We start from the raw sequence: 24,522 nt of genomic DNA on the forward strand, positions 1-24,522 counted from the left end.
GACGATGACCCGCTTTCCCTCCCGACTGGCAACTCTCTCCGCCCTGCTGCTGGCAGCCAGCGCAAGCAGCGCGGCCACCCTGCGCGTGACGCTGTCGCATGACCTGGACAGCGCCCGCCCATCCGAAACGGTGACGGTGCCATGGAAAGAGGTGAACGCCGCCCTGCCCGGCGCGCTGATCCAGCGCATCGTGGTCAAGGATGCGGGCGGGAAGGCGGTGCCGTTCCAGGTCACGAACGTGGCCCCGCAGGCCAAGGATCCGCAGAACGTGGGCGCCGCCTACGGTGAACTGATTTTCCAGCACAGCTTCAAGGCCGGCGAGAAGAGCGCCACCTATACCGTGGAAAAGTCCGACGCGATCGCGCCGGTCTTCCCACAGCAGACCACGGCGCGCTACATCCAGGAACGCCTCGACGACTTCGGCTGGGAAAACGACAAGCTCGCGCACCGCACCTACGGCCCCGCGCTGATGGCGCCGGCGGCGCCGGGCAGCGGCAAGGAAGTGCTGCAGACGTCGGGCCTGGACCTGTGGTTCAAGCGCGTGCCGTATCCGATCGTCGATCGCTGGTACAACAAGGGCCATGACCATTACCACAAGGACGAAGGCGAAGGCATGGACTTCTACAACGTCGGCAAGTCGCGCGGTGCCGGCGGCACCGGCGTGTGGGATGGCAAGGCGCTGCATGTATCGGCCAACTACGCCGGCTGGAAGGTGCTGGCCAATGGCCCGATCCGCTCGATCTTCGAGCTGCGCTACGACAGCTGGGACGCGGCCGGCACACCCGTCACCGAAGTGAAGCGCTTCACCGTGGATGCGGGCCACCAGCTGGACCGCATCGACAGCACGTTCGAGTTCAAGGGCCCGGCCACGCTGACGGTGGCCGTGGGCCTGAACAAGACGCCGACGGACAAGGGCGAGAATGGCGTGGTCGACGTCAAGCGCGACAAGGCGACCGGCACGCTGCTGCAATGGATCGAACAGCGCAGCAAGGGCGCGTTCGGCACCGCCGTGATCCTGCCGGGCGCGCAGGACTTCACCGACGATGCGTTGAACAACCTCGTGCTGGCGCAGGTGAAATCGGGCGAGCCGCTGCGCTATTACGCGGGCGGTGCCTGGAGCGGCGCGAAGGAGATCACCACCGCAGCGCAGTGGCAGTCTTACGTGGCCGACTTCGCGAAGCGCGCCGCGCATCCCGTGAAGGTCGGACTGCAGACGCAGCCCTGAGCGCAGGCAGGTCACCGAAAAGGGCCGGCATCATGCCGGCCCTTTTCTTTACAGGATCTCGTGCACGATGGCGGGTGGCCGGCACAGCCGCACACCCTTCTCCGTCACCACGAACGGCCGGTTGATCAGCGCCGGATGCGCGCTCATCGCGTCCAGCAGCTGGTCGTCCGTCAATGCCGGATCGGCAAGGTTCAGCTGTTCGTACAATTCCCCCTTGTCGCGCATCGCGCCGCGCGGCGCCAGACCCGCACGGGCGATGATGTCCGCCACCTCGGCGCGCGTGGGCGGAGTCTTCAGGTAGTCGACGATCACGGGCTCGATGCCCGCTTCGCGGATCAGCGCCAGCGCACCGCGCGAATTGCTGCAGGCGTTGTTGTGGTAGATGGTGACGGCCATGGAAAATCCTCGCTCATGTTGACGAGGCGGGATCATAACGGAACCAGTCGCGCAAAGGCCCGCCGGCATGGCGCCAGCGAAAAATTACTGTAGAGATAGTTGCCAGAATCCTCGAAATCTGGTCTAATAATGCCTCACCAGTCGGGGTGTAGCTTAGCCCGGTAGAGCGCTACGTTCGGGACGTAGAGGCCGGAGGTTCGAATCCTCTCACCCCGACCAAGAATTCAGAGTCACATCAGCACTTGGCTGATGTGGCTCTTTTACGTTGTGCACAACAATCAAGCAGAAATCGAACCCGTCGCAGCCCGGCAATGGCCTACGATCTGGGGCTGCGATGGCTGGCCCGGATACGCTGTTACGGGCGACGGCAAGCCTCCCTGCCTGCCGACCGCCCGGATATCAACAGCTGCCTGCGAGGGTCAGGAGAAGACCACAGGCTTGCCAGCGATTTGCGCGACATCCTTGGTGTAGGCAACGCCATCCACTTTCAGGCCATTTGCATCGAGCAACGTGATCGTGCCGCCTTTGTTGGACAAGCGCGCACCTTCCCCGGTGAGCCGTATGACAGCAGCGTGGCCGGGTTCGATCACTCCCGAAATCCGGTCGACGTCGTCACGCTGGTCGAGGATCTGCCACCCTGCCAGATCCAACGTCTGATCCGAAATATTCAGGATCGTGACTGTCTCGCTGCCGGGTTCACTCACTTTCGGATTGACCATTGCCGCAATGATGCGGGCGAGGTGATACGGCGAATCCTCGGCTACTACGTCCCATGGGTACGCATCACCGGCTTGCGGAATTGGTATCGCTGGGACCGTCGGCGCACCCGTGATCGGCGCGGCATCGCTTTCCTGGGTATGCCATATTTGATTCTGGAATTTGAGGAACAGCGCCGACGCCGTGCCGGAACCAGCGAAATCGAATACCAGGGCGCCGTCCCGGTAGGTCCCGTGGCTATCGCCGGAGCCGCCCTGGTTCATATGAATCAGATGCACTCCATTGCCGGGCAAGAAGCCGAAGTATTTATCTTCGTCACTTTTTTCAGGGCCCCAGCGCTCCCCGAACGCATACACGAGCGCATTCTCGTCGTCGATCGCGCGCTGCAACAGGTCTTCAATGTGCTCGAACAGATCGTTGTTCGGACCACTCGCAAAATGCGTCAGCGGCTTCATATCGGTCGCACGGAAGATATTGCTGCGAATGTAGTCGAGCGCGGCATCATCCTGTACGCCATCTTTCAGATTATTCCAGCCGATCGGCAACTCGCGCGCATGGTCGACCACCGGATGCTGGACGTCGTGCAGGATCAGGTATTCGACTAGCCTGTTGTGGACCGGCCCCCGGCTCGAGCGTACGTTGATGGCAATGCGGAATTTTTCGCCATTCACGTCCATCAGCAGTTCCGAATGCGGGTCGTCATCTTCGTCGCGCGCATATTCAATGGCTCTTCCTTTCAACACCCCATAGTTCTTCATGACCAATCCTTATAGTTGATTAAAGTCTCCTGCTGACTGGAACCTGCCGCAGCCTCATGCACGTATCACGGCCGCCGGTACCGGCACGCCTTCGTTATCCAACGAAAAACAATATGCCTCCTTCATGTTTGCCTTGCCGCTGTTGGTAAAGACCAGCAAGCGCTTGCCATCCGTGCGGGTCCGGACCATACCGTAAGCGGTACGGCTGAAGGCATAAAACTCGCCGCGCTCCGCAGCCTGGCCCTTGTCCGCAAGCTGCGCCCAGCCTTCGCGCTTGAAGAAGGCGATCAGCTCGGTCACGAAGATCAGCGGTTCATCGCTCCGCGAGTGCCGGCCCAGCGCGCCCACCAGGGTAGCGCGGGGATGGATGTATTCCTTGCTTGCCGATTCGTCGCCGCTGGACACAATGCTGACGATTGGCGCCACCATGCGCAGGAACGCGTTGGAAAAGTCCGCCGAACCGTGATGCGGCACCTTAAGGATTTCGGAACGCAAGGTAATCTCGCCGGCCTCATGCTGGCGGGCCAGCTCACGACTGGCTTCCTCGTTGAGGTCGCCGGTAAAGAGGAAATTCATGGCACCATACTGCAGGCGAAACACGATCGAATGGCCATTGATGGTGTGCGATGCCGAGAGACCTGTGAAGGGCTTGTCGTTCGCGTCGAGCACCGCGCTGCGAGAAGCTGGGTCCCTGGGCGGCTTGCCCAAAAACTTCAATCCGGTGATCCCTGCACGCTGCATCGGCAGCGGCCCGAGCACGGAGATTTTCAGGTCGGTGCTGGTGAAGAAATCGAAGGCGTCGTGATCACCGGCCGCGATGCGCCGCATTTCAACCGCGCTGCGCTCATTCCAGGTCGCCAAGGCGTTTTTCCATTGGCGAAACGGACGGTTCATTTCGTGATCGGGCACATCGAGGAGGTTGTCGACCAGTCCGACCAGCACCGTCTCCGCTCCCACCTTTTCGATCGGGCCGAGCAGGTTGGCATCAGCGACCCGTTTGCCGCTGGCGTCCTTGCCCGGTCGCTTCACGATCCCGTTATGGAATATTCGCTTCGGAGCGATGAACAGCCGCTTGCGCGCTTCCTGGTTGTTTTCCGATTCGTGGATTTCGGTGAGCCCCGAAAAGTGGTCGGCATCGCCGTGCGTGACGACGATACAGTCGATTTCCTGGGGATTGTCCGCGCTGGTACCACGAAAACGCGCTGCGAGGTATCTGGCGAACAGCTGATTGTCGCCGCCGTCCACCAGGATGATCTTGCCATCGGGAGACTCGATGACCGCGCCATCGCCCTGCTGTACATCGACGAAGTCGACCTTAAGCACACGGTTGGCACCGGCCGGAACAATGATATCGGCCGGTTTGATCCCGACTATGCGCGGGCAGATATACGCCTCGGTCGCGATCGGCAGGATACTGCCATCGGCCCTGTTCTCATAGCGCACGGTGGCGATCCGTAAATAGCTGTCAGTTGCCTCCAGAACATCGACCTCGTCGCCCCAGGCCAGGGTGTGCAAATATTTTTCCCGGTCGATACTAGCAAAAACATCGGCAAGATCGATATTGATAACAGACTTGGCCACCATCGCTCCTCCATGCGTCAATTGTCATAACGCAGATGCTCGCGCAGTTGTAACCATTAGTCAACTAGTAGAGGGATGAGTAACCAAGTTTATGAGAAGCTGTTGTGTCAATACACTCGAGAGTTAACCGCCCTCGCAACGACACGCGCGACTTGAAGCAGGAATCATTACTTGTTAGTTTCGTGCGATCATGTCCTCGTCGCAGCATGGCCTTGTTCCGCGCTAGAGTCGTGCTCGACGAGTTGATCGCCGGCTTTCCGTCGGGCTCGAAGACCGATTCAACAAAAGTGATCTTCTACGACTAGTCTGAAAACATACAAACAGCAGACCATCGGTCTGCTGTTTGCTTTGTGGCCCCGGTTCCGTGACCCCTACCGCACCGCCGCCACTTTCAGCACCGGCGTCGCCGGCACCTCTGCCCCACCACTAGGCGATGCCACGGCCGCCTCATCGAACCGGTACTCCCCCGCCGCAAGCACCTCCCAGCAGCCATCCCCCATCAGATGCAGCACGTGCGTATGGTGCCGCAGCACGGCAGGCCGGTGCGCAATGCTGATCAGCGTCGTCCCGCTCTCGCGCAGGCGACCATACAGCGACGCTTCGTTGCCGCAGTCCAGCGCACTGGTCGCCTCGTCGAGGATGACGATGCTCGGGCCATGCACCAGCACGCGGCCGAAGGCCAGGCGCTGCTGTTCGCCAACGGACAGCAGCTTGGCCCAGTCCTGCACGGCATCGAGTCCGCCGACGCGGTCGGCCAGGTGCGGCAGGTGCACCTGCTGCAGGATGTCCAGCAGTTCCTCGTCGGTCAGGTCGGCGTGGGCGCTCGGGTAAATGAGCTGGCTGCGCAGCGACCCGTGCTGCAGGTAGGGCTGCTGGGGCAGGAAGAAGAAATCCTCCATCGGCGGATGGTGGATCGTGCCGCTGCCCGTGTCCCACAGGCCGGCGATCGCGCGCAGCAGCGAACTCTTGCCGCAGCCGCTGTCACCGGTGATGAGCAAGGCGTCGCCGGGCTTCAGCGCCAGTGACAGTTCCTTGATCAGCACCCGTTCGGATTGGGGCGGATGCAGCGTGAGCGCTTCCAGCGACAGATGCTTGCCCTCGCGCTTTTCGATGCGCGGGTGCTTGCTGTCGGCATCGGCATCGGCCGTGGGCGCCGCGCCCGGCAGCACGAGGTTGGACAGTGCCTGCAGGCGGCCGATCCCCGCCACGAAGCGGCTCAGGCTCTCGAAGTTGTCGACGATGATGCCCACCGCGGTGAGCACGGCGGTGAAGGCGCCCGCCGCCTGGATCGCGCGCCCCACTTCCAGTTCGCCCGACAGCACGCCGTCGGCCAGGATCACGAACGGCAGCACTAGGGTGAGCTGGTTGAACGTGCGCTGGAAGAAGTTGAGGTTGCGCTGTTTCTTGATCAGCCGGGCGAAGTTGTGGATCACCTTCTCGAACTTGCTGTTGATGTGCGCCCGCTCCTGCGCCTCGCCACGATAGAAGGCGATCGATTCGGCATTCTCGCGCAGGCGCATCAGGCTGAAACGGAAATCCGCCTCGCGCCGCAGCTGCCAGAAATTCAGGTGGATCAGCGGCGTGCCGAAGATGTAGAGGGCGATACCGGTGCCCACCAGCGCATACACCGCCAGCACGCCCACCAGCACATGGGAGATCGACCACAGCACGGCACTGAACGCCACCAGCTGCATGATCGAACCCAGGAAGATCAGCAGGAAGTGGGTCGACCGTCCGGTGAACGTGTTGATGTCTTCACTGATGCGCTGGTCGGGGTTATCGATCTCGCCATCCGACTGCAGCGCATAGTATTTCCGGCGCTTCAGGTAGCCATCGAGGAAACGGCCCGTGAGCCAGCGCCGCCACTGGTTCGCGAAGAGATCGCGCATGTAGTAATAGAAGGCATAGATCGGAATCGCAAACGCCAGGATGATGAGGCAGGTCCGCACCGAATCCCAGAAGCGGTCGCCGCTCCTGGCGGCCAGCGCCGACGTCATCTCGCCGGCCTGGTCGTTCAGCATGACGGCCAGCTGGGTCTCCACCAGCATCAGCACGATCAGCAGCACGAGCAGCAGCCAGGCCTGCTTTTTCTGGTCTTCCTGCCAGTAGGGCTTTGCCACGCTGAGAAACTGTCTCCATGCTTCGATCGACAAAGGTGCGGCGCGCTGTCGTTTTTTTGGGGCCGGCGTGTCGTCGGTCGCGGCGTTGATCTTCTTCGAGGTTGGCGTGCTCATTTTCGGTGCTTCCAGTTAGCGGCCAGGTGCGGACGTGCTGCCTGGACCATAGCTGTAGCCTACCGCCTGGAATGGAACTGTTCAGTGCGGAAACGGACATAACGCACGACAATATTTCCATAGGAAAAAGACAGCCCGGCTAGGATGATGGCGCTATCAATATTCCAGGGCGCGCAAGGACCAACGGAGCGCTCCCTGCCCGTCTGTCAGTCGCCTTCGCCAGGGCCTGCTTAAGTCTCGTCGTGCTCCGGAATCGGCCGCACCACCAGGAACAGGTATGACATGGCGCCAAGGAAGGCGATGGCGGCTCCTGTGAGCAGCGCCGGCACGAACGACCACGTCTGCGCGATATAGCCGGTCAGCAAGGGCGCCAGCGCGCCGCCCAGGAACCCGCCGAAATTCTGCAATGCGCCTAGCGAGCCCACGCCGCTGGGCGGCGCCACCACCGTGGCGAGCGACCAGGCGCACGCTGACGAAGCGTTGGCGAGGAAGATCACCATGGAGATGCAGGCAACGGCCACCACGTTGCTCTCGGCCAGCGCCGCCGGGATCGTGAAGGCCACCATGCCCAGCGTGGCCACCACGACCGCGTTGCGGCGGCCGGCCACCTTCGATGTCGACGCCCGGGCCACGCGGTCGGAAGCCCAGCCGGCCACCAGCGCGCCGGCAAAGCCGCACAGGAACGGGATCGAGGCCGCGATGCCCGCATAGGCCAGGTCCATGTGCCGCTCGGTGCGCAGGTAGCCCGGCAGCCACGTCAGGAAAACCCAGTTCAGGTAGACCGAGCCGAAGAAGCCCAGCATCATGCCCCACGTGGACCGGTAGCGGAACAGTGCCCGCCACGCGGCGAAGCCGGCTGCCGGCGCGGCCTTGCCGGCAGCATCGACTTCGAGGTACTCGCGCTCGGCGGCGGTCAGTTCGGCGTGCACCGGATCACGGTAGACACCGATCCACACGACCGCCGCCACGATGCCCAGTGCACCGGTCACGAAGAACGCCCAGTGCCAGCTCGTGGCGGCGATCAGCGGCGGCAGGCACAGGGGGGCCAGTGCCACGCCCAGCGGCGAGGCCGAATTGAAGATGCCGGTGGGCGTGCCGCGCGAACGGGCCGGGAACCAGTTGGTGACGACGCGCGCGGCTGCGGGAAATTGCGGGGCTTCGCCGATGCCCAGCGCGATCCGCACGAGCAGGAACCAGCCGAAGGTCGACGCCAGCCCGCCCGCGGCCTGGGCAAGCGACCACACCACCAAGCCGCTGCCGAGGAGCCAGCGCGGCCCCACCTTGTCGACCAGCGCCCCCACCGGCAGCTGGCACAGCGCATAGCTCCACGAGAACGCCGACAGCAGCACGCCCATCTCGCCGAGCGACAGGCCGAGGTCGGCGCGGATGTATTCGTTGGCCACGGCCAGCGTGGCGCGGTCCAGGTAATTGATGACACCGCAGACCACCAGCAGCACGAGCGAGATGGCCTGGCTGCGGCGGATGCGGGGCGGGATGGTGGCGGAGGCCAGGTGATTGGGCATGGTTCGGTGCAGCCTGCGCAGTGCCCGTGGCAGCAGGCCGGCTGCTCAAAAAGGTGAGAATAAAAGGAAAAACAACGGAGAAAATGACGGCGAGTATAGTGCACCGGGCAGTGCATGGATCAACAATCGGTGGCCACTGTCCGGGGCGGCGGCTGGCGCATCGCGGGCATTACAATGCTTCGGCCAGCACAGACCACAACGACATGGAGACAACATGCACCCAAGCCTGAGCTATGTACACGGCGCGCACGACGTGCCGTTGATCGGCGAAACGATCGGAACCTTCCTGGCCGGCGTGGCCGCGCGCCATGGCGACAACGAGGCACTCGTCGTGCCGCACCAGCGCGTGCGCTGGACTTATGCCGAACTCGATGCGCGCGTGACGAACCTCGCCGCCGGCCTGCTCGGCCTGGGCCTGCAGCCCGGCGACCGTGTCGGCATCTGGTCGCAGAACTGCGCCGAGTGGGTGCTCGTGCAGTTCGCCACGGCGCGCGCCGGCCTGGTCATGGTGAATATCAACCCCGCCTACCGGCGCACCGAACTCGAATACGTGCTCGAGAAGGTGCAATGCGCGGCACTGATCCTCGCCCCCGCGTTCAAGTCGAGCGACTATCTCGCGATCGCCAATGAAGTCATTCCCGAGCTGCGCACGAGCGCCCCCGGCAGGCTGCATTCGGCAAGGCTGCCGCACCTGCGGCACGTGGTCAGGCTTGGCGACGGCGAAACGCCCGGCATGCGCAACTTCGACACACTGCTCGCCCCGCCCGACGCAGCGCGGCACGAAGCCCTCGCGGCCATCGAGGCCGCACTGCAGTTCGACGATCCCGTCAACATCCAGTTCACCTCAGGCACGACCGGCTCGCCGAAAGGTGCAACGCTCACGCACCACAACATCCTGAACAACGGCTTCTTCGTCGGCGAGGCGATGAAGCTTACCCACCGCGACCGGCTGTGCATTCCCGTGCCGCTCTACCACTGCTTCGGCATGGTGCTCGGCAACCTGGCGTGCGTGACGCACGGCGCCACCATGGTGTTTCCGGGAGAAGGCTTTGAACCGAAGGCGGTGCTGGAGACGGTGCAGGCGGAGCGCTGCACCGGCCTGCATGGCGTGCCAACCATGTTCATCAGCCTTCTCGATCACCCCGATTTCGGCCGGTACGACCTGTCGACGCTGCGCACCGGCATCATGGCCGGTTCGCCCTGCCCCGCAGAAGTCATGGGCCGCGTCATCGAGCGCATGCACCTGTCCGAGATCACCATCGCCTACGGTATGACGGAAACGTCGCCGGTCAGCTTCCAGAGTTCGGTGGACGACCCGGTCGCGCTGCGCGTGTCCACGATCGGCCGCGTGCATCCGCACCTGGAAGTCAAGATCGTCGATGCGCAAGGCCGCATCGTGCCGCGCGGCGTGAAGGGCGAGCTGCTCACGCGCGGCTACTCCGTCATGCTCGGCTACTGGGGCGACGAGGAAAAGACCCGCGAAGCCATCGACTCCTCGCGCTGGATGCACACGGGCGACCTGGCGGTTATCGACGAACAGGGATTCGCGGCCATCGTCGGCCGCGCCAAGGACATGGTGATCCGCGGCGGCGAGAACATCTACCCCCGCGAAATCGAGGAGTTCCTGTACCGGCACCCCAAGGTGCTCGACGTGCAGTGCGTGGGCGTGCCGGACCCGAAGTACGGCGAGGAACTGTGCGCCTGCATCGTGCTGCGCCCCGGCGCGGTGGCGGACGAAGACGAGATCCGCGAATTCTGCAAGGGCCAGATCGCGCACTACAAGGTGCCGCGCTATGTGCGCTTCGTCAGCGCCTTTCCGATGACGGTCACCGGCAAGATCCAGAAATACGTGCTGCGCCAACAGGTGAGCACCGACCTCGGCCTGAGCGGATAGAGTGCGGCTACCCGCGTGCCATCATGGCAAGCGCGGGAAGCGGGTTTTCCTGGATTGCCGCGATATCAGCGGCGCACGAAGCGCCGCGCGCCGAACATCAACCCCAGCCCGCCGAGCAGCATCGCCCATTGGCCCGGTTCCGGCACTGGTGCCAGTGCTGGTACCAGTGCCTCGGTATAAACGGTCAGCACAGGGTTGACATAGTGGATCTCCGCATCGCCATAAGCCCTGCCTTCCGCTGGCCAGGGTTCTTCGGGATTGGGATTCGGGTAATAGATGTTTGTTCTTATCGCACGCGACGAGCCGAGGACATAGAGGTCGAAGTCGAACTCACGCAGGCCTTGCGTATTGGTTACGTTGCCGCCCAGCGTGACGGGCGCGGTGACCTGGGTGACGCCATACAACAGGTCCGGGTGCGAAATCTCGCCGGGGCTCGTGATACTCGCGGAAGCTTCGGCAAAGTTCAGGGAATCACCGTATTCCACCCAGAGCACGTCGGGGTTATTCACCTCCGGCAGCTCGAGTACGCCGTACACCGTGGCGGAAAAAGAGATGCCCGTGATGCGATACCCATCCGCAGCCCGGAAATGAATAGCGGAATAGACTTCCGCAACCATGGCCGCACTTCCCGATTCCACGGTATGCAGCGTCTGGCCTAAGCTGTCCAGGCTGATGACGGTCGATGCGGCATCGGTCGAGAGCAGCCCGATCGAAGCCGGCACTAATCCGGGAATGCTGTGGGAGTAACCCGAATAATCGGTGAACGCTAGAGAGAACGTGGGAACGTTCAGGGACGGCAAGGTTGCCGCCTGCGCGGCGGGCATGGCAAGCGTGACGATCAGCGCAGCGGTGGTGGATGAAAAAGGTCGCATTTTTCTTCCTTGAAGTTGAACTAAGATTGCATTATTAGCCGCTTCCATCCGCCTTGCGCGCCGCTCCTCCAGAAAAGCAACACTACCAGGACGCAAGTCATCGCGCCGGCGTGCTGTCACATGTCATTGACTCCCGACGGGCGTCAGCGCCTGCACCGCGGCCGTCACGTACACCAGCGGCGCATTCCAGTTGATGGCCACCTCGTTGCTGGCATACGAGCAGGCGTGGTCCAGGAACGATTTCGCCGGCAATGCCGACGGGTACGACACGGGACAATCCTTCTTGTCCTGCTGCGCCGGCTGCGGCCCGCCCACGAGCCAGCCCGGCACCGGCGCCTCGATGCCATCGGCTTCCGAAGGCCGATGGTGCGGATGCATCGGCGACTTCGTGCCGAAGCCGGTCACGAACGAGATGCCCACGGCATTGCGGCCCAGCGCGTAGTCCAGCCCCGCCTGGGCTGCGTCGAGGTACTCGCGCTTGCCCGTCAGCCGGTAGCCATGCACCAGCACCATCGCCTGGTTCATGGCCACGGCGCTGCTGCCCCAGATGTAGTCGGCAGGCTGCATCGGCGTGCCGTAAGCCGAGGCCTTCGCCCCGTTGGCCAGGGTGGACGACAGCGTGTCGATCCGTTGCCGGATCAGGGCCTGGTCCGCCGCGGCGCCCAGCTTTTTGTGGTGCCGCGCCAGCGACATCCATGCCTGGCCGCGCACCTCGGCCCACGACGGCACGGTCGCCTGCAATGCCGTGGCATTCATCGCCTTGTAGTATGCGGCGTCGCCCGTGGTGATGAACAGCTCGGCCGCGGCCCAGCCGAATTCGTCGCTCACGTCCTTGTCGCCGTATTCGCCGGTCTGGATGTCCGCCGGCTGCCGGTAATACACCTCGGGATGCGCCTGCGCCCATTGCCATGCGGCCTTCGATGCCGCCAGCATGCGCGCCGAAAGGCCGGGTAACTGCTTTTCGTATGGCGCGAACACGCGGCTGGCCGTTGCCATCACGGCGGCGAAGTTCAGCGCCGCCGCCGTGGTCTTCTGCACCACGTAGCGCGGTTGCGTGGCCTGGTCCGGCATCACCATGCCGTCGAAGCTCTTGTTGGTGAGCTTGTGGTACACGCCGCCGTCGGCGGGGTCCTGCATCGTCAACATCCACTCCAGGTTCCACAGCGTTTCGTCGAGCAGGTCGGGCAGCCGGTTGCCGCTCTCCGGAATATCCAGGTCCTGCTTGTCGAACATGGCCGGGAAGTCTTCATACGCGGCCAGCAGCGTGTACGTGGAAATGCCGGAATTGACGATGTACTTGTTGTAGTCGCCCGCGTCGTACCAGCCCTTGGGACTTGAAATGACCGTGCCGGCCGGCCGTGCCGGCGATGCGGCCGATTCGTGCACCAGCACGCGCGTATCCGGGTGCCCCGCCGCTCTCTTGTAGACACCGGCATGCTTCTCATCGAGCGCCATGCTGTTGCGATTGAAATAGAAGGCCTTGATGGACGCCGCGTTCACGGCCCGCAGCACCGCCGGGCCGATGTCGAACGGCGGCGAATCGGGCAGGCCGGCAACGCGCACCTGGTAACGGCCCGGTGTTGCCAGCGCCGTGAACTCGGCCAGCCGCACCTTGTCGCCCGATTCCGGCGACAGTCGCGCCGCTGCCAGCGTGCCGGTCCGCACAACGGTACCGGTGCCGGCCTTCACGATGGCAAAGCTGGACGCCTTGCCGTCCGGGATGACAGCGAATTTCGCCGCACCGGGCAGGAAACCAAGCTGGTTGAGCGCAATGGCGGGCGCTGGCGCGGCGGCCGGTGCCGCGCCCGGGAACAGGCAAGCCAGCGGCAATGCCAGGGCTGGCAGCTGGCGCAGGGAAATGCGTTGCAATGCGGGGTGTCTCATTATCGTTATCCTTCGCCATCGTAGGGTGAAAACGTTTTCAATGCAGGCGCCATGGTGACGCAATTTGGCGGGAAGATCAATGAGGCGTCAATGCATGAGGCGTCATCCATGAGCCGCAATTCCATGAGCCCCATACCCTTGGCTCGCGGCGCCGCCACCGGCACTGCGGCCGTTCCTATCAGTTCTGCTAGTTACCCTTACACGGCGGCGCTGGTGTAATGGCGGTCACGCCAACACTACGCAACAAGGAAAAGCATGTCCCACGCCACGGCCTCTGCCCGCCACGCCACCCGCTTCGCTTTCGAGGCCAATGCCGGGGTGGCCGCATGAGCACCCTCGCATCGGTCGCCGCCCACACGCCGCTCTGGGTCTACGGCATCTTCGCCCTGCTGGTCCAGCGCGGCATCGCCGCCGCGCGGCCCAATACCGTAAGCCCGGCGCGCCTGTTCCTGTTGCCGCTGGTGATCTCGGTTTCCGGCGCCGTGCTGCTGGCGCGTTCCGGCCCGATGCTGCCGTTCGCCGTGGAGGCGGCAATAGCGGGCCTGGCCGCGGGTGGCGCCCTTGGCTGGCGGCTGTTCGCCGGCCTGGAAGGCTACCGCTGGGATGGCCGGCAACTGGCGCGCCCGGGCACGTGGCTGATGCTGGCCGTGAGCCTCGCCGCCTTTGCGGTCAAGTTCGGCTCCGCCACCCTGACGGGCTGGCATTCCGGGCTGGCGGCCGGTGTGGCCGGCGCCCTGCTGATGGGCGCGGCGGCCGGTTTTTCCAGCGGCCTGCTGTGGGGGGCGACAATCACGCAACTGCTGCTGGGCCGGGCCTTTACCGCGACCCGCGCGGTGCGGGTGCAAGAGCGGGCGTAGCGCCCGGCAGGTCGGCGAGGCCCAGGCGGATCGCTTTCAGGACGACATCGTTGCGGCGATGCACGCCAAACTTGCCGCGCAGGTTGGCGATGTGAAAATTCACGCCGGCTTCCGAGATGCCGAGGATGCGGCCGATTTCCCAGGCCGTCTTTCCGGCGCACATCCACCGCAGGCAATCGTGCTCGCGCGCCGTCAGTACCGGCATCGGCTCCGCCGGCGCGGCGGTCTGCACGGCGGGCTGCAAATACGGATGCAATGCATCGAAGGCCACATCCCGCAGCAGCGACAGGCTGCCCAGGTTGCGATGCACATCTTTCAAGAACGCGGAGCCCGGGGTTTCGTCGCGCACGCAGGTCAGCATGCCGATCTCGCCTTCCACGCCGCGCACCGGCAGCGTGACGCCCACCTTCAGGCCATGGGCCGACGCTTCCTCGTACAGCGCCTGCTGCGCGGGCGTTTCAAACGATTGTTGCATCCACACGAGTGGGGAATTCGACCTGAAGCAGTAAGCTACGGTGGGGTCGGTGGCCCGCAGGTCGTGGCGATCGTAGTGCTCGCGCCACCGGGCCGGGTAATTGCTGCGCAGGTAGACCTGGCCGGCATCGACCCTGGGTTGCGGGATCACGGCGAACAGCACACTGTCGAAACCCAGCCCGCGCGCCGCCGTTTCGAGGTGGCGCAAGGCTTCCGGCTCGTTCGCGGCGTTCTTCAACCCTTCGAATTGCTCATCCATGCAAGCTGCCCATGTCCACGTCCAGGTCCAGGTCCTGGCCAATAACTGCTTCAGTGCCGGCCGGTCAGCACCGTGCCGCTGGCTCCGGCGATCTTAGCATGGCAGCGCGCCCGGAAAGCCTGGCTCGCCGGCACGTCGGCCGCGGCGGGCCGCTGCCGGCGCCGCCGATCGAATTCGTGCGTCGGCCGGATCCGGTATCGCGATACCATGCCGCGATGACCACGACCGACACCCTCCACCCCCGCCCCCAACTGACCCGTTCCAACTGGCTCAGCCTTGACGGAACATGGGAATTCGCGTTCGATGACGAAGACCAGGGCCGCAACGATGGCTGGCATGATGGCCGCACGTTGCCGCGCTCGATCGAGGTGCCCTTCCCCTACCAGAGCGAACGCTCCGGTATCGGCACGCAGGAAGTGCATGAGATCGTCTGGTATGCCCGCACGTTCGAGGTGCCCGGCGCATGGCGCGAGCAGGACCTGCTCGTGCATTTCGGCGCCGTGGACTACAGCACCGAAGTGTGGATCAATGGCAAGCTGGCGGGCCGCAACCGCGGCGGCCACGTGCCGTTCTCGTTCAATATCGCGCCCTTCCTCGTCGATGGCGCCAACCGCATCACCCTCCGTGTCGAAGACCGGCAGGACATGTACCAGCCGCGCGGCAAGCAGTCGTCGTCCGGCAAGCCGGTGCGCATCTATTACTGGTGCACCACCGGCATCTGGCAGACCGTGTGGCTGGAGCCGGCGCCGCCAGTGCGCATCGATTCGCTGCGCTGGCTGGAAACGGAGCCGGACGGGCGCCTGTCGATCGAAGTGCACCTGCACGCCCCGGCCGCCGGCTGGACCGTGGAGCTGGACGTGCTCGACGAGACCGGCGAGCGTGTCGCCTTTGCCCAGGCGGAAACACGCTTCGCCACGACCCGGATCGATGCGCGCATCGACGCGCCGCAAGCCTGGTCGCCGGACAACCCCTACCTCTACGGGCTGCGCGTGCGCCTCGTGGCCGACGGCCGGGTGCTCGATGAAATCGGCTCCTACTGCGGCCTGCGCCGCTTCGAGGCGCACGGTGCCCAATTCCACCTGAACGGCCAGCGCACCTTCCTGCTGATGGTGCTGGACCAGGGCTACTGGCCCGATACCAACCTTGCCGCGCCCTCGGCCGATGCGCTGCGCGTGGACGCAGAATGGATCAAGCGGCTGGGCTTCAATGCCGTGCGCAAGCACCAGAAGATCGAGGACGAGCGCTGGCTGTACTGGTGCGACCGGCTCGGCATCCTCGTGTGGGAAGAGATGCCGAACACGCGCAGCTGGTCGCTGGAGGCGGAAGAAGCGCTGCTGTCGGAATGGGAACGCGCCGTGGAGCGCGATGCCGGCCATCCGTGCATCGTGGCGTGGGTGCCGCTGGTGGAAAGCTTCGGTTTCCCGGCGCTGTACCGCCATCCGGGCCAGCAGGCGTTCATCGAAAAGCTCGTACTGCGCACGCGCCGGCTCGATCCGGGCCGCCTCGTCGTCGATAACGACGGCTGGGAGCACACCGATCTCACCGACGTGTGCTCGATCCACGACTACACGCAGCCGGGCGACAAGCTGGCGGCGCGCTACGCCGAAGCGCAGAAAACAGGCATTCCGCCCTCGAAAGGCTGGTACAAGGACAAGCCGCTGTTCCTGCCCGGTGGCCAGTACCGAGGGCAACCGGTCGTGCTGTCGGAAGTGGGCGGCTTCCTCAGCGAGCCCGAAGGGGATGACGCACCGCGCGACCGGCTGTTCGATTACTACGGCAGCGTGCGCTCCGGGGACGAGCTGCTGGCCCGCTACCGCGACCTGATGGAAACCCTGGGTAGCCTCACTTTCCTGGCCGGCGCCTGCTACACTCAATTCACCGACGTCGAACACGAAAAGAACGGCCTGCTCACCTTCGACCGCCAGCCGAAGATCGATCCCGAACAGGTTGCCGCCCTCCATCGCGCGCTGCTGGAGCGATACCGGAACAGTTGACCGGCCATCCCTGATGAACAGGAAGCTCGTGTCGCGACAGCCCTGACACGAGCTTCAGCCCGCGAACTTCAGCCGTTTGTTGCGGTTTTTGCTACACGAAAAAGCGTATCGTGTGGCAAGGAAATGTTTCAAATCGTATCATTGCGCCCAGTGTCGAGCTGTTACACTAATCCGTTAGAAATTATTTTGGAGAGCGCATGAGCATCGCAACGAGCGGCCACCTGGCCAGGATCCTGACCGAGAACCAGGAATCATTGCTGGAAGGCTGGCTGGGGGGGATGCTGTCCCGCATGGTGCGTCGCGACAAGGCGGCCGAGGGCGAGATCCGCCAGCAGGCCAACCGCTTCATCGCGCTGGTTGCCCGCACGGTGGACCGTGGCCAGACCTACGATTTCGATGCGCCGGCGTGGGGCGAAGTGCGCCAGCTGCTGGCGGAGATCTCCGCCGCGCGCGTGCGCCAGGGCTTTTCGCCCACCGAGACGGCCAGCTTCATCTTTTCGCTGAAGGAACCGCTGTTCGGCTTCCTGCGCACGGGCCTGGCTGCCGACCCGGCCGCCCTGGCCGCCGAAATTGCCGAGACGGGCGCGCTGTTCGACCGCATGGGCCTGTTCACGGTCGAGGAATACCAGAAGAGCCGCGAGAGCGTGATCATGCGCCAGCAGCAGGAATTGCTGGAGCTGTCGACCCCGGTCGTGCAACTGTGGAAGGACGTGCTGGCGCTGCCGCTGATCGGCACGCTGGACAGCGCGCGCACCCAGGTGGTGATGGAAAACCTGCTGCAGAAGATCATTGAAACGGGTGCCTCGATCGCCATCATCGACATCACCGGCGTGCCCACCGTCGACACGCTGGTCGCCCAGCACCTGCTGAAAACCGTTGCCGCTGCCCGCCTGATGGGCGCAGACTGCATCATCAGCGGCATCCGCCCGCAGATCGCGCAAACCATCGTGCACCTGGGCGTGAACCTGGAGGACGTGACCACCAAGGCCACGCTGGCCGATGCCTTCCTGGTGGCGCTGAAACGCGTGGGCGCCACCGTGGTCCGCGCCGAATCGGCAGCCTGAGGCAACCATGGAGCGCATCCCCATCCTCAAAATGGGCGACCTGCTGCTCGTCACGATCCAGGTCGACATGCACGACCGGCTCGCGATGACCCTGCAGGACGACCTGACCTCGCGCATCGTCAAGGACCGCGCGCGCGGCGTGCTGATCGACATCTCGGCGCTGGACATCGTCGATTCCTTCATCGGCCGCATGATCAGCAACACCGCGGCAATGGCGCGCATCCTCGATGCGCGCACGGTGCTGGTCGGCATGCAGCCGGCGGTGGCCATCACGCTCGTGGAGCTGGGCCTCACGCTGCACGGCGTGCAGACGGCGCTGAACGTCGAAAAAGGCGTCCAGCTGCTCAAGCAGACCGCCGACTAACCTGAAAGGCGATCCTTGAGCAATATCGACGTCGACGCAGTAGTGCTGCCGGTCCGTTCCGACGAGGATGTCGTGCGGCTGCGGCAAGCCGTGCGCGAACAGATGATCGCCGCCGGCTTTTCGCTGATCGACCAGACCAAGATGATCACGGCCGCCAGCGAACTGGCCCGCAACACGCTGCGCTATGGCGGCGGCGGCGAAGCGCACATGCAAAAGTTGCTGAACGGCGCCCGCAAGGGCGTCGGCCTCACGTTCATCGACCATGGTCCCGGCATCCCCGACATTCCGCGGGCGCTGACCGACGGTTACACGACCGGCGGCGGCATGGGCCTCGGCCTGTCCGGCGCCAAGCGGCTGGCGGACGAATTCGAACTCGACTCAGCTCCCGGCCAGGGCACCACTGTCAGAATCTGCAAATGGAAACCATACTAGCCGCCGAACACCGCCAGAGCTGTCACACCCTGGCGGACGGCAGCCAGGTCGCGGCGATACGGCGTATCGCCGTCGACCTGTGCCAGCGGCTCGACTTCGACGAAACGGCCGCCGGCGAGGTGGCGATCGTCGTCACCGAGGCGGCAACCAATATCCTCAAGCACGCCGGGCACGGCGAAATCCTGCTGCGCCCGCTGTTCGGGCGCGGCGTGCACGGGCTGGAAATCCTCGCGCTCGACAACGGGCCCGGCATCGCCAACGTGCCCGCCAGCCTGGCCGACGGCCGCTCCACCGCCGGCAGCTATGGCGTGGGCCTGGGCGCCATGCGCCGCCTGGCAACGGACTTCGACATCTACAGCGCGCCCGGCCGTGGCACAGTCGTCATGATGGCCATGTGGCCGCGCCAGTTGACGGAGCTATCGCCGGCCGAGGCGGCCCGCACCGCGCCCGCGCTGCACTGGGGCGCCGTATGCCTGCCGATGCATGGCGAAGACCTCTCCGGCGACAGCTGGGCGCTGGCGCACGATGCCACGTCGGCCACGGTGATGGTGGCCGACGGCCTGGGCCATGGCCCGCTCGCGGCCATGGCATCCGAACTGGCCGCCACCACGGTGGCGCAGGAACCCGAGCTGCCCGCCGGCACGCTGATGGAAGACATGCACGCGGCGCTGCGGCCCACGCGCGGTGCCGCTGCCGCCGTGGCCCGTATCGACATGCTGGACGAGACCATCACCTTTGCCGGCGTCGGCAACATCGCCGCGCACCTGTTTTCCGGCGACGACCGGCGCCAGCTCGTGTCGCATAACGGCATCGTGGGCAGCAACGTGCGCAAGGTGCAGGAATTCGGCGCGCCGTGGAACCCGACGGCGATGCTGGTGCTGCATTCCGACGGCCTCGGTTCACGCTGGCGCCTGGAAGACTACCCCGGCCTCGCCGCCTGCCACCCGGCCATCGTGGCCGGCGTGCTGTACCGCGATTTCAGCCGCGGCCGCGACGACGTGACGGTGCTGGTCGTGCGCGATCATCAGGGGTGGGCATCATGAGCGTGCGCATCCTCACCGTGCGCATCGAGCAGGAGCTCGACGTGGTCGCGTCGCGCCAGCGTGCGCGCCAGATCGCCGCGCTGTGCGGCTTCAACGCGCAGGACCAGGCGCGCATCGCCACCGCCGTGTCGGAACTGGCGCGCAACGTCTACAGCTACGCGGGCAAGGGCCGCGTGGAATTCGCCGTCGAGGGCACCACGTCGCCGCAACTGCTGGTGATCCGCATCGAGGACAAGGGCCCCGGCATTGCGCATCTCGACCTGGTGCTGTCCGGCCGCTACCAGTCGCGCACCGGCATGGGCATGGGCATCATCGGCGCGCGCCGGCTCATGGACCAGTTCGACATCCAGGCCGAGCCTGGGGCTGGCACCACCATCACGCTGAAGAAGCTGCTGCCGCATGACGCGCCGCTGGTCACGGCCGCCGCCGTGGGCGAGATGAGCGCGCAGTTCGCCGCGCTGTCGCCGGATGTATCGGTGGCGGAAGTGCAGCAGCAGAACAAGGAACTGCTGGCCACGCTGGCCGAGCTGAAGTCCCGCCAGGATGAGCTGATGCAGCTGACCCGCGAACTGGAAGATACCAACCGCGGCGTGGTGGCCCTGTACGCGGAGCTCGACGAAAAGGCCGACCACCTGCGCCGCGCGGACGAAATGAAGACGCGCTTCCTGTCGAACATGACCCACGAGTTCCGTACGCCGCTGTCGTCGATCCGCGCGCTGACCCGCCTGCTGCTCGAACGCGTGGACGGCGAGCTGTCGCCGGAACAGGAAAAGCAGGTGCGCTTCATCCTGAAGGGTGCCGAGTCGCTGACGGAGCTGGTCGACGACCTGCTCGACCTGGCCAAGATCGAGGCGGGCAAGATCGATGTGCGCGCCGCGCCGTTCGAAGTGACCGACATGTTCTCGGCCCTGCGCGGCATGCTGCGGCCCCTGCTCGTCTCGAGCACTGTCGAACTGCTGTTCGACGAGCCGGAAGGGCCGATCACGATGATGACGGATGAAGCGAAGCTGTCGCAAATCCTGCGCAACTTCATCTCGAACGCGCTGAAGTTCACCGAGTCGGGCCACGTGCGCGTGTCCGCCATGCTGCTGCCGAAAGGCGACGCCGTGCGCTTCGACGTGGCCGATACCGGCATCGGCATCGCGCCCGAGCACCAGCAGATCGTCTTCGAGGAATTCTCGCAGGTCGAAAACCGGCTGCAGCATCGCGTGAAAGGCACCGGCCTGGGCCTGCCGCTGTGCCGCAAGCTGGCCGGCCTGCTGGGCGGTTCGGTCTCGCTGAAAAGCACGCCGGGCGAGGGCTCCACGTTTTCCGCCACCATCCCGCTGCTGCATGACGACCTGCCGGAACCGCACGTGTTCCGCCCCGACGCGGCGGACGCGGCCGGCATTCCCGTGCTGGTAGTGGAAGACGACCGCTCGACCCAGCTGCTGTACCGCAGCTATTTCCGCAACACGCCCTACCGCGTGATCCCCGTGCGCAGCGTGTGGGAAGCGGAACAGGCATGGGCCGTGGAACAGCCGGCCGCGGTCATCCTCGACCTCTACCTGAACGGTGGCGACAGCTGGCGCTGGCTTGCCCAGATCAAGGACGACGAACGCCGCAAGCACGTGCCGGTGATCATCGCCTCCGAAGTGGCCGACCGCCAGAAAGCGTTTTCGCTGGGGGCGGACGCCTATTTCAGCAAGCCCGTCGCCCGCGACGAATTGGTGGCGCGGTTGAATGCGCTCTGCCACCAGGAGAGACCAACATGAAGGCAAACCCGCTGGACCCCGTGATCCTGAACGTCGACGATACCGATGCCGCGCGCTATGCGAAAACCCGCATTCTCCAGCGCGCGGGCTTTCGCGTGCTGGAGGCGGGCAGCGGTGCCGAAGCGCTGCGCATCGCGCAGGAGGTGTCACCCGACCTGGTGCTGCTCGACACCAAGCTGCCGGACATCAATGGCTTCGAAGTCTGCCGCCAGTTGAAGCAGAACCCGGAGACGGCGATGGTGCTGGTGCTGCAAACGTCGGCTTCCTACCTGTCGTCGCCCGACAAGGTGCGCGCGCTCGACAGCGGCGCCGACAACTACCTGTTCGAACCGATCGAGCCGGAAGAACTGCTGGCCAACGTGCGCGCGCTGCTGCGGCTGGGCCGCGTGGAGCGCGAACTGCGCGACATGGACCGCCGCAAGGATGAATTCCTGGCGATCCTGGCGCACGAGCTGCGCAACCCGCTCGGGCCGATCCGCAACGCCGTGGAACTGTTGCGCAGCCTGGACCCGCACTCCTCGCCCGCACAGGAAAACGCCCGCCGCGTGATCCTGCGCCAGACCGATCACATGGTGCGCCTGGTGGACGACCTGCTGGACGTTTCGCGAATTTCGCAGGGCAAGATCGCGCTGCGCCGCACGCAGGTGGAGCTGTGCGGCCTGCTGAAGAGCATCGTGGAAACGGTTGAACCGAACATCGCCGCGCGCCAGCACATCCTGAGCGTGAAGCTGCCGGACCACGAGATCTGGGTCGATGGCGACAGCGTGCGCCTGACACAGGTGGTGGGCAACCTGCTGAACAACGCGGCCAAGTTTACGGCGCCGGGCGGCCAGATCGCGCTGTCCGTCTGCCTGGAGGGCAACCAGGCGGTCATCCGGGTGACCGACAATGGCATCGGCATCGCTCCCGAACAGGCCGAAACGATCTTCGACCTGTTCGCGCAAGCCGGCCATTCACCGGACCGCGTGCAGGACGGGCTGGGCATCGGCCTGTCGCTGGTGCGCACGCTGGTGAACCTGCACGGCGGCAGTGTCGACGTGCACAGCGAAGGCATGGGCCAGGGCAGCACGTTCGAAGTGCGCCTGCCCGTGCTGGCCAGCACGCCGGCGGCGGACGAAACCGATTGCGTCGTGCCCGCCACGGCGCCGGCGCGTCCGGCCGACGCCTACCGTATCCTCGTCGTCGACGACAACGTCGATTCGGCAGAGATCGTATCGGCATTGCTGCAGTTCGCCGGCCATGAAGTGCACATGGCGCACGACGGTGCCGGCGCGATCGAGGCGGCGCTGCGCCTGCAGCCGGATGTGGCATTCCTCGATATCGGCCTGCCGGACATGAGCGGCGTGGACGTGGCGGAGAAATTGCGCGGCTATCCGCAACTGGCAAAGACGGTACTGATCGCGCTGACCGGCTATGGCCAGGACAAGGACCGCATGGGGGCGATGGCGGCCGGCTTCAATCACCACCTGACGAAGCCCGTCAACATGGAAACGCTGAACGATACGGTGCGCACGTTCATGAAGCGGCAGTAATGAAGCGGCAGTAAGGAATCTGGCGTACCCGGTGGATCGAACGGCAATGCCGCACTTGCCGCGCGACCCACTATAATGCGCGCGCCCTTATTTCACCGACCCGCCATGCGCAGACTCATTCCCGCGGCACTGCTTGCCGCCGCCTTGCCCCTTCCCTCCTTCGCCGTTACCCCGATCACCCTCGACCAGGCCATGGCCGCGCCGGACTGGATCGGCACGCCCGTGGAAACGGCGTGGTGGGGATGGGACAGCAAGACCGCCTATTACCAGCAAAAGCGCGCCGGCTGATTTACCAACTTTTCGAGCGCACCCTGAAGTAATGTTTCCCTAAAAATGGGGACGTACCCCATTTTTCAGGCAACTTTTACTGCCATGAAGCTTGCTTGACTCCTCCAGGGCGGCCCGAAGCACTCATGACAATTGACTAAAGAACTGTGGCCCGCTGGCATCTATTTTCAGTCGATACATCCCTTGGCACGCTCGCGGCATGAAAGTTCACGTATATTTGACATATCCGTATTCGTATAGACACAGCCTCCGCCATGTCCGCCCTCCCGCAACATCTCGACCTGCACCTGATCCGCATCCTGTATCTGTTGCTGGTGGAGAAAAACGTCTCGCGCGTGGCGCTGAAGCTGAACCAGCCACAGCCGTCAATTTCCGCCTCGCTGCGCAAACTGCGCGAGCTGACGGGCGATCCGCTGCTGGTGCGCGGGGCGCGCGGCATGGTGCCCACGCAGCATGGCGAGAGCCTGCTGAAGCCGGCCAAGCGCATTCTCGACGAGACCGAGAACCTGTTCGTGAAGAAGGCGCCGTTCGCTCCCCAGGAAGAAGCGCGCACCTTCAATATCGCCGCCCCCGATTACCTGGACAGCCAGTTCCTGCCGAGCGTGGTGGCGCTGCTGCGGCGCGGCTCGCCGAAGAGCCGCGTTGTCATCCACGGCCTGGGCCCGGGCGTCGACTATGTGCGCCTGCTGTCCGATGGCGACATGGACCTGGTGATCGCCAACTGGGATGAACCGCCCCAGCACCTGCACATTTCCAAGCTGTTCGAAGACCCGATCGTGTGCGCGATGCACGCCGCCAGCCCGTACGCGAAGCGCACCGCCGAGGATGCGATGACGCTGCACGAATACCTCACGCTGCCGCATGTGGCACCGTCGCAGATGGTGCAGGGTTCCGTGGGCGTGATCGACGCCTTCCTCGAACGCCAGAACCTGCACCGCAACGTGGCGGTGGAGTCGGCCTATTTCGGCCTGATCCCCTACATGCTGACGCAATCCGACCTCGTGCTGACGACGGGCCGCCAGTTCGTGCAGTTCTACGAGCGGACACTGCCGCTGAAGATCTTCACGATCCCCGTGAAATTCCCGCCGATGCGCTTCTACCAGTTGTGGCACGAGCGCGTGCACCAGTCGCCCGAACACAAGTGGCTGCGCGACCAGGTGACCACCGCCGCCAAGGCTTTGCAAAAAAACCGGTGACGGACGTTAATGCCGTTTAGTCAAGGCGACGTGTTGGCATTGGCGTGCCTGGTGTCGGACATTTTTTCCGGGCGCCCCATCCGGAAAATGTGTCGGACACCGGTCTTCGCCTGACGTTGCCAATTTCCTCGGCGGAAAACCGGTGTCGGACACCAATACGCCAGCGTCGCGAACTACATCG

20 protein-coding genes and 1 tRNA gene are annotated in these 24,522 nt (G+C 64.6%); 13 read left to right on the plus strand and 8 right to left on the minus strand.

Translation table 11 applies throughout. The annotated features are described in order from the left end of the window. Positions 1-4 precede the first annotated feature (4 nt). Entirely contained in the window at positions 5-1,225 is a 1,221-nt protein-coding gene (locus tag EWM63_RS07635; protein ID WP_229487797.1) for a BT3233 family polysaccharide utilization protein, read from the plus strand. 48 nt (positions 1,226-1,273) lie between these two features. Here EWM63_RS07635 and arsC read toward each other — a convergent pair whose 3' ends face one another. Further along, positions 1,274-1,621 carry an arsenate reductase (glutaredoxin) gene (gene arsC / locus EWM63_RS07640; protein ID WP_130185987.1) on the minus strand — a complete coding sequence of 116 codons (348 nt, stop codon included), beginning with the start codon at positions 1,619-1,621 and terminating at the stop codon, positions 1,274-1,276. Between the two features lie 142 nt (positions 1,622-1,763). Here arsC and EWM63_RS07645 point away from each other — a divergent pair. Continuing rightward, positions 1,764-1,840 (plus strand) — tRNA-Pro (locus tag EWM63_RS07645). Positions 1,841-2,040: 200 nt separating this feature from the next. Here the strand turns inward: EWM63_RS07645 and EWM63_RS07650 are convergent. The 4 genes from EWM63_RS07650 to EWM63_RS07665 all read right to left on the minus strand — a co-directional run bounded on the left by EWM63_RS07650 (position 2,041) and on the right by EWM63_RS07665 (position 8,434). After that, positions 2,041-3,096 (minus strand): DUF2278 family protein, encoded by a 1,056-nt coding sequence (locus EWM63_RS07650; RefSeq protein ID WP_130185988.1) that lies wholly within the window; start codon positions 3,094-3,096, stop codon positions 2,041-2,043. Between the two features lie 54 nt (positions 3,097-3,150). Further along, positions 3,151-4,680: a ComEC/Rec2 family competence protein gene (locus tag EWM63_RS07655; protein WP_130185989.1), complete on the minus strand. Its 1,530-nt coding sequence runs from the start codon at positions 4,678-4,680 to the stop codon at positions 3,151-3,153. A gap of 368 nt (positions 4,681-5,048) precedes the next feature. Beyond that, positions 5,049-6,911 (minus strand): ABC transporter ATP-binding protein/permease, encoded by a 1,863-nt coding sequence (locus tag EWM63_RS07660; protein ID WP_130185990.1) that lies wholly within the window; start codon positions 6,909-6,911, stop codon positions 5,049-5,051. A 230-nt stretch (positions 6,912-7,141) separates the two neighbouring features. Continuing rightward, positions 7,142-8,434 (minus strand): MFS transporter, encoded by a 1,293-nt coding sequence (locus tag EWM63_RS07665; RefSeq protein WP_130185991.1) that lies wholly within the window; start codon positions 8,432-8,434, stop codon positions 7,142-7,144. A 214-nt stretch (positions 8,435-8,648) separates the two neighbouring features. Between EWM63_RS07665 and EWM63_RS07670 the strand changes: the two genes are divergently transcribed. Further along, a complete protein-coding gene (locus EWM63_RS07670) occupies positions 8,649-10,328 on the plus strand; it encodes an AMP-binding protein (protein WP_130185992.1) in 1,680 nt (559 codons plus the stop codon). A gap of 65 nt (positions 10,329-10,393) precedes the next feature. Here the strand turns inward: EWM63_RS07670 and EWM63_RS07675 are convergent, their stop codons facing one another. After that, complete coding sequence (locus tag EWM63_RS07675) at positions 10,394-11,200, minus strand: PEP-CTERM sorting domain-containing protein (protein WP_165390778.1); 807 nt, start codon at positions 11,198-11,200, stop codon at positions 10,394-10,396. Between the two features lie 123 nt (positions 11,201-11,323). After that, the gene (locus EWM63_RS07680; protein WP_130185994.1) at positions 11,324-13,084 is read right to left on the minus strand and encodes a glycoside hydrolase family 9 protein; all 1,761 of its coding nucleotides are present in this window, start codon (positions 13,082-13,084) and stop codon (positions 11,324-11,326) included. A gap of 326 nt (positions 13,085-13,410) precedes the next feature. On the opposite strand from EWM63_RS07680, the gene EWM63_RS07685 reads away from it, so the two are divergent. Beyond that, a complete protein-coding gene (locus tag EWM63_RS07685; RefSeq protein ID WP_130185995.1) occupies positions 13,411-13,941 on the plus strand; it encodes a hypothetical protein in 531 nt (176 codons plus the stop codon). Here the strand turns inward: EWM63_RS07685 and EWM63_RS07690 are convergent. Next, positions 13,901-14,674 (minus strand): helix-turn-helix transcriptional regulator, encoded by a 774-nt coding sequence (locus EWM63_RS07690; RefSeq protein WP_130185996.1) that lies wholly within the window; start codon positions 14,672-14,674, stop codon positions 13,901-13,903. The genes EWM63_RS07685 and EWM63_RS07690 overlap by 41 nt on opposite strands. A gap of 98 nt (positions 14,675-14,772) precedes the next feature. Here EWM63_RS07690 and EWM63_RS07695 point away from each other — a divergent pair, with 98 nt between their 5' ends. From EWM63_RS07695 to EWM63_RS07735, 9 genes are all read left to right on the plus strand, one after another. Further along, positions 14,773-16,668 carry a glycoside hydrolase family 2 protein gene (locus EWM63_RS07695; protein ID WP_165390779.1) on the plus strand — a complete coding sequence of 632 codons (1,896 nt, stop codon included), beginning with the start codon at positions 14,773-14,775 and terminating at the stop codon, positions 16,666-16,668. 197 nt (positions 16,669-16,865) lie between these two features. Further along, positions 16,866-17,732, plus strand: coding sequence for an STAS domain-containing protein (locus EWM63_RS07700; RefSeq protein WP_130185998.1), 867 nt, complete (start codon positions 16,866-16,868; stop codon positions 17,730-17,732). Positions 17,733-17,739: 7 nt separating this feature from the next. Continuing rightward, positions 17,740-18,096, plus strand: coding sequence for an STAS domain-containing protein (locus EWM63_RS07705; RefSeq protein ID WP_130185999.1), 357 nt, complete (start codon positions 17,740-17,742; stop codon positions 18,094-18,096). A gap of 15 nt (positions 18,097-18,111) precedes the next feature. Then, the gene (locus EWM63_RS07710; protein ID WP_229487799.1) at positions 18,112-18,528 is read left to right on the plus strand and encodes an ATP-binding protein; all 417 of its coding nucleotides are present in this window, start codon (positions 18,112-18,114) and stop codon (positions 18,526-18,528) included. Continuing rightward, positions 18,513-19,571, plus strand: a complete 1,059-nt coding sequence (locus EWM63_RS07715) for an ATP-binding SpoIIE family protein phosphatase (RefSeq protein ID WP_130186000.1) — start codon at positions 18,513-18,515, stop codon at positions 19,569-19,571. Before EWM63_RS07710 ends, EWM63_RS07715 begins: the two co-directional genes overlap by 16 nt. Continuing rightward, positions 19,568-21,325, plus strand: a complete 1,758-nt coding sequence (locus EWM63_RS07720) for an ATP-binding protein (RefSeq protein WP_130186001.1) — start codon at positions 19,568-19,570, stop codon at positions 21,323-21,325. Before EWM63_RS07715 ends, EWM63_RS07720 begins: the two co-directional genes overlap by 4 nt. Continuing rightward, positions 21,322-22,857: a response regulator gene (locus EWM63_RS07725; RefSeq protein ID WP_130186002.1), complete on the plus strand. Its 1,536-nt coding sequence runs from the start codon at positions 21,322-21,324 to the stop codon at positions 22,855-22,857. Before EWM63_RS07720 ends, EWM63_RS07725 begins: the two co-directional genes overlap by 4 nt. A gap of 105 nt (positions 22,858-22,962) precedes the next feature. Then, positions 22,963-23,145 carry a hypothetical protein gene (locus EWM63_RS07730; RefSeq protein WP_130186003.1) on the plus strand — a complete coding sequence of 61 codons (183 nt, stop codon included), beginning with the start codon at positions 22,963-22,965 and terminating at the stop codon, positions 23,143-23,145. A 254-nt stretch (positions 23,146-23,399) separates the two neighbouring features. Then, entirely contained in the window at positions 23,400-24,341 is a 942-nt protein-coding gene (locus EWM63_RS07735; RefSeq protein WP_130186004.1) for a LysR family transcriptional regulator, read from the plus strand. Positions 24,342-24,522: the final 181 nt, after the last annotated feature.

The organism is Pseudoduganella lutea, assembly GCF_004209755.1.
GTDB lineage: Bacteria > Pseudomonadota > Gammaproteobacteria > Burkholderiales > Burkholderiaceae_D > Rugamonas > Rugamonas lutea.

Excerpts from the sequence above, each read along its gene's own strand:
- EWM63_RS07635 (WP_229487797.1), top strand. The coding sequence starts at position 5 with ATGACCCGCTTTCCCTCCCGACTGGCAACTCTCTCCGCCCTGCTGCTG.
- arsC (WP_130185987.1), bottom strand. The coding sequence starts at position 1,621 with ATGGCCGTCACCATCTACCACAACAACGCCTGCAGCAATTCGCGCGGT.
- EWM63_RS07650 (WP_130185988.1), bottom strand. The coding sequence starts at position 3,096 with ATGAAGAACTATGGGGTGTTGAAAGGAAGAGCCATTGAATATGCGCGC.
- EWM63_RS07655 (WP_130185989.1), bottom strand. The coding sequence starts at position 4,680 with ATGGTGGCCAAGTCTGTTATCAATATCGATCTTGCCGATGTTTTTGCT.
- EWM63_RS07660 (WP_130185990.1), bottom strand. The coding sequence starts at position 6,911 with ATGAGCACGCCAACCTCGAAGAAGATCAACGCCGCGACCGACGACACG.
- EWM63_RS07665 (WP_130185991.1), bottom strand. The coding sequence starts at position 8,434 with ATGCCCAATCACCTGGCCTCCGCCACCATCCCGCCCCGCATCCGCCGC.
- EWM63_RS07670 (WP_130185992.1), top strand. The coding sequence starts at position 8,649 with ATGCACCCAAGCCTGAGCTATGTACACGGCGCGCACGACGTGCCGTTG.
- EWM63_RS07675 (WP_165390778.1), bottom strand. The coding sequence starts at position 11,200 with ATGCGACCTTTTTCATCCACCACCGCTGCGCTGATCGTCACGCTTGCC.
- EWM63_RS07680 (WP_130185994.1), bottom strand. The coding sequence starts at position 13,084 with ATGAGACACCCCGCATTGCAACGCATTTCCCTGCGCCAGCTGCCAGCC.
- EWM63_RS07685 (WP_130185995.1), top strand. The coding sequence starts at position 13,411 with ATGAGCACCCTCGCATCGGTCGCCGCCCACACGCCGCTCTGGGTCTAC.
- EWM63_RS07690 (WP_130185996.1), bottom strand. The coding sequence starts at position 14,674 with ATGGATGAGCAATTCGAAGGGTTGAAGAACGCCGCGAACGAGCCGGAA.
- EWM63_RS07695 (WP_165390779.1), top strand. The coding sequence starts at position 14,773 with ATGGCAGCGCGCCCGGAAAGCCTGGCTCGCCGGCACGTCGGCCGCGGC.
- EWM63_RS07700 (WP_130185998.1), top strand. The coding sequence starts at position 16,866 with ATGAGCATCGCAACGAGCGGCCACCTGGCCAGGATCCTGACCGAGAAC.
- EWM63_RS07705 (WP_130185999.1), top strand. The coding sequence starts at position 17,740 with ATGGAGCGCATCCCCATCCTCAAAATGGGCGACCTGCTGCTCGTCACG.
- EWM63_RS07715 (WP_130186000.1), top strand. The coding sequence starts at position 18,513 with ATGGAAACCATACTAGCCGCCGAACACCGCCAGAGCTGTCACACCCTG.
- EWM63_RS07720 (WP_130186001.1), top strand. The coding sequence starts at position 19,568 with ATGAGCGTGCGCATCCTCACCGTGCGCATCGAGCAGGAGCTCGACGTG.
- EWM63_RS07725 (WP_130186002.1), top strand. The coding sequence starts at position 21,322 with ATGAAGGCAAACCCGCTGGACCCCGTGATCCTGAACGTCGACGATACC.
- EWM63_RS07730 (WP_130186003.1), top strand. The coding sequence starts at position 22,963 with ATGCGCAGACTCATTCCCGCGGCACTGCTTGCCGCCGCCTTGCCCCTT.
- EWM63_RS07735 (WP_130186004.1), top strand. The coding sequence starts at position 23,400 with ATGTCCGCCCTCCCGCAACATCTCGACCTGCACCTGATCCGCATCCTG.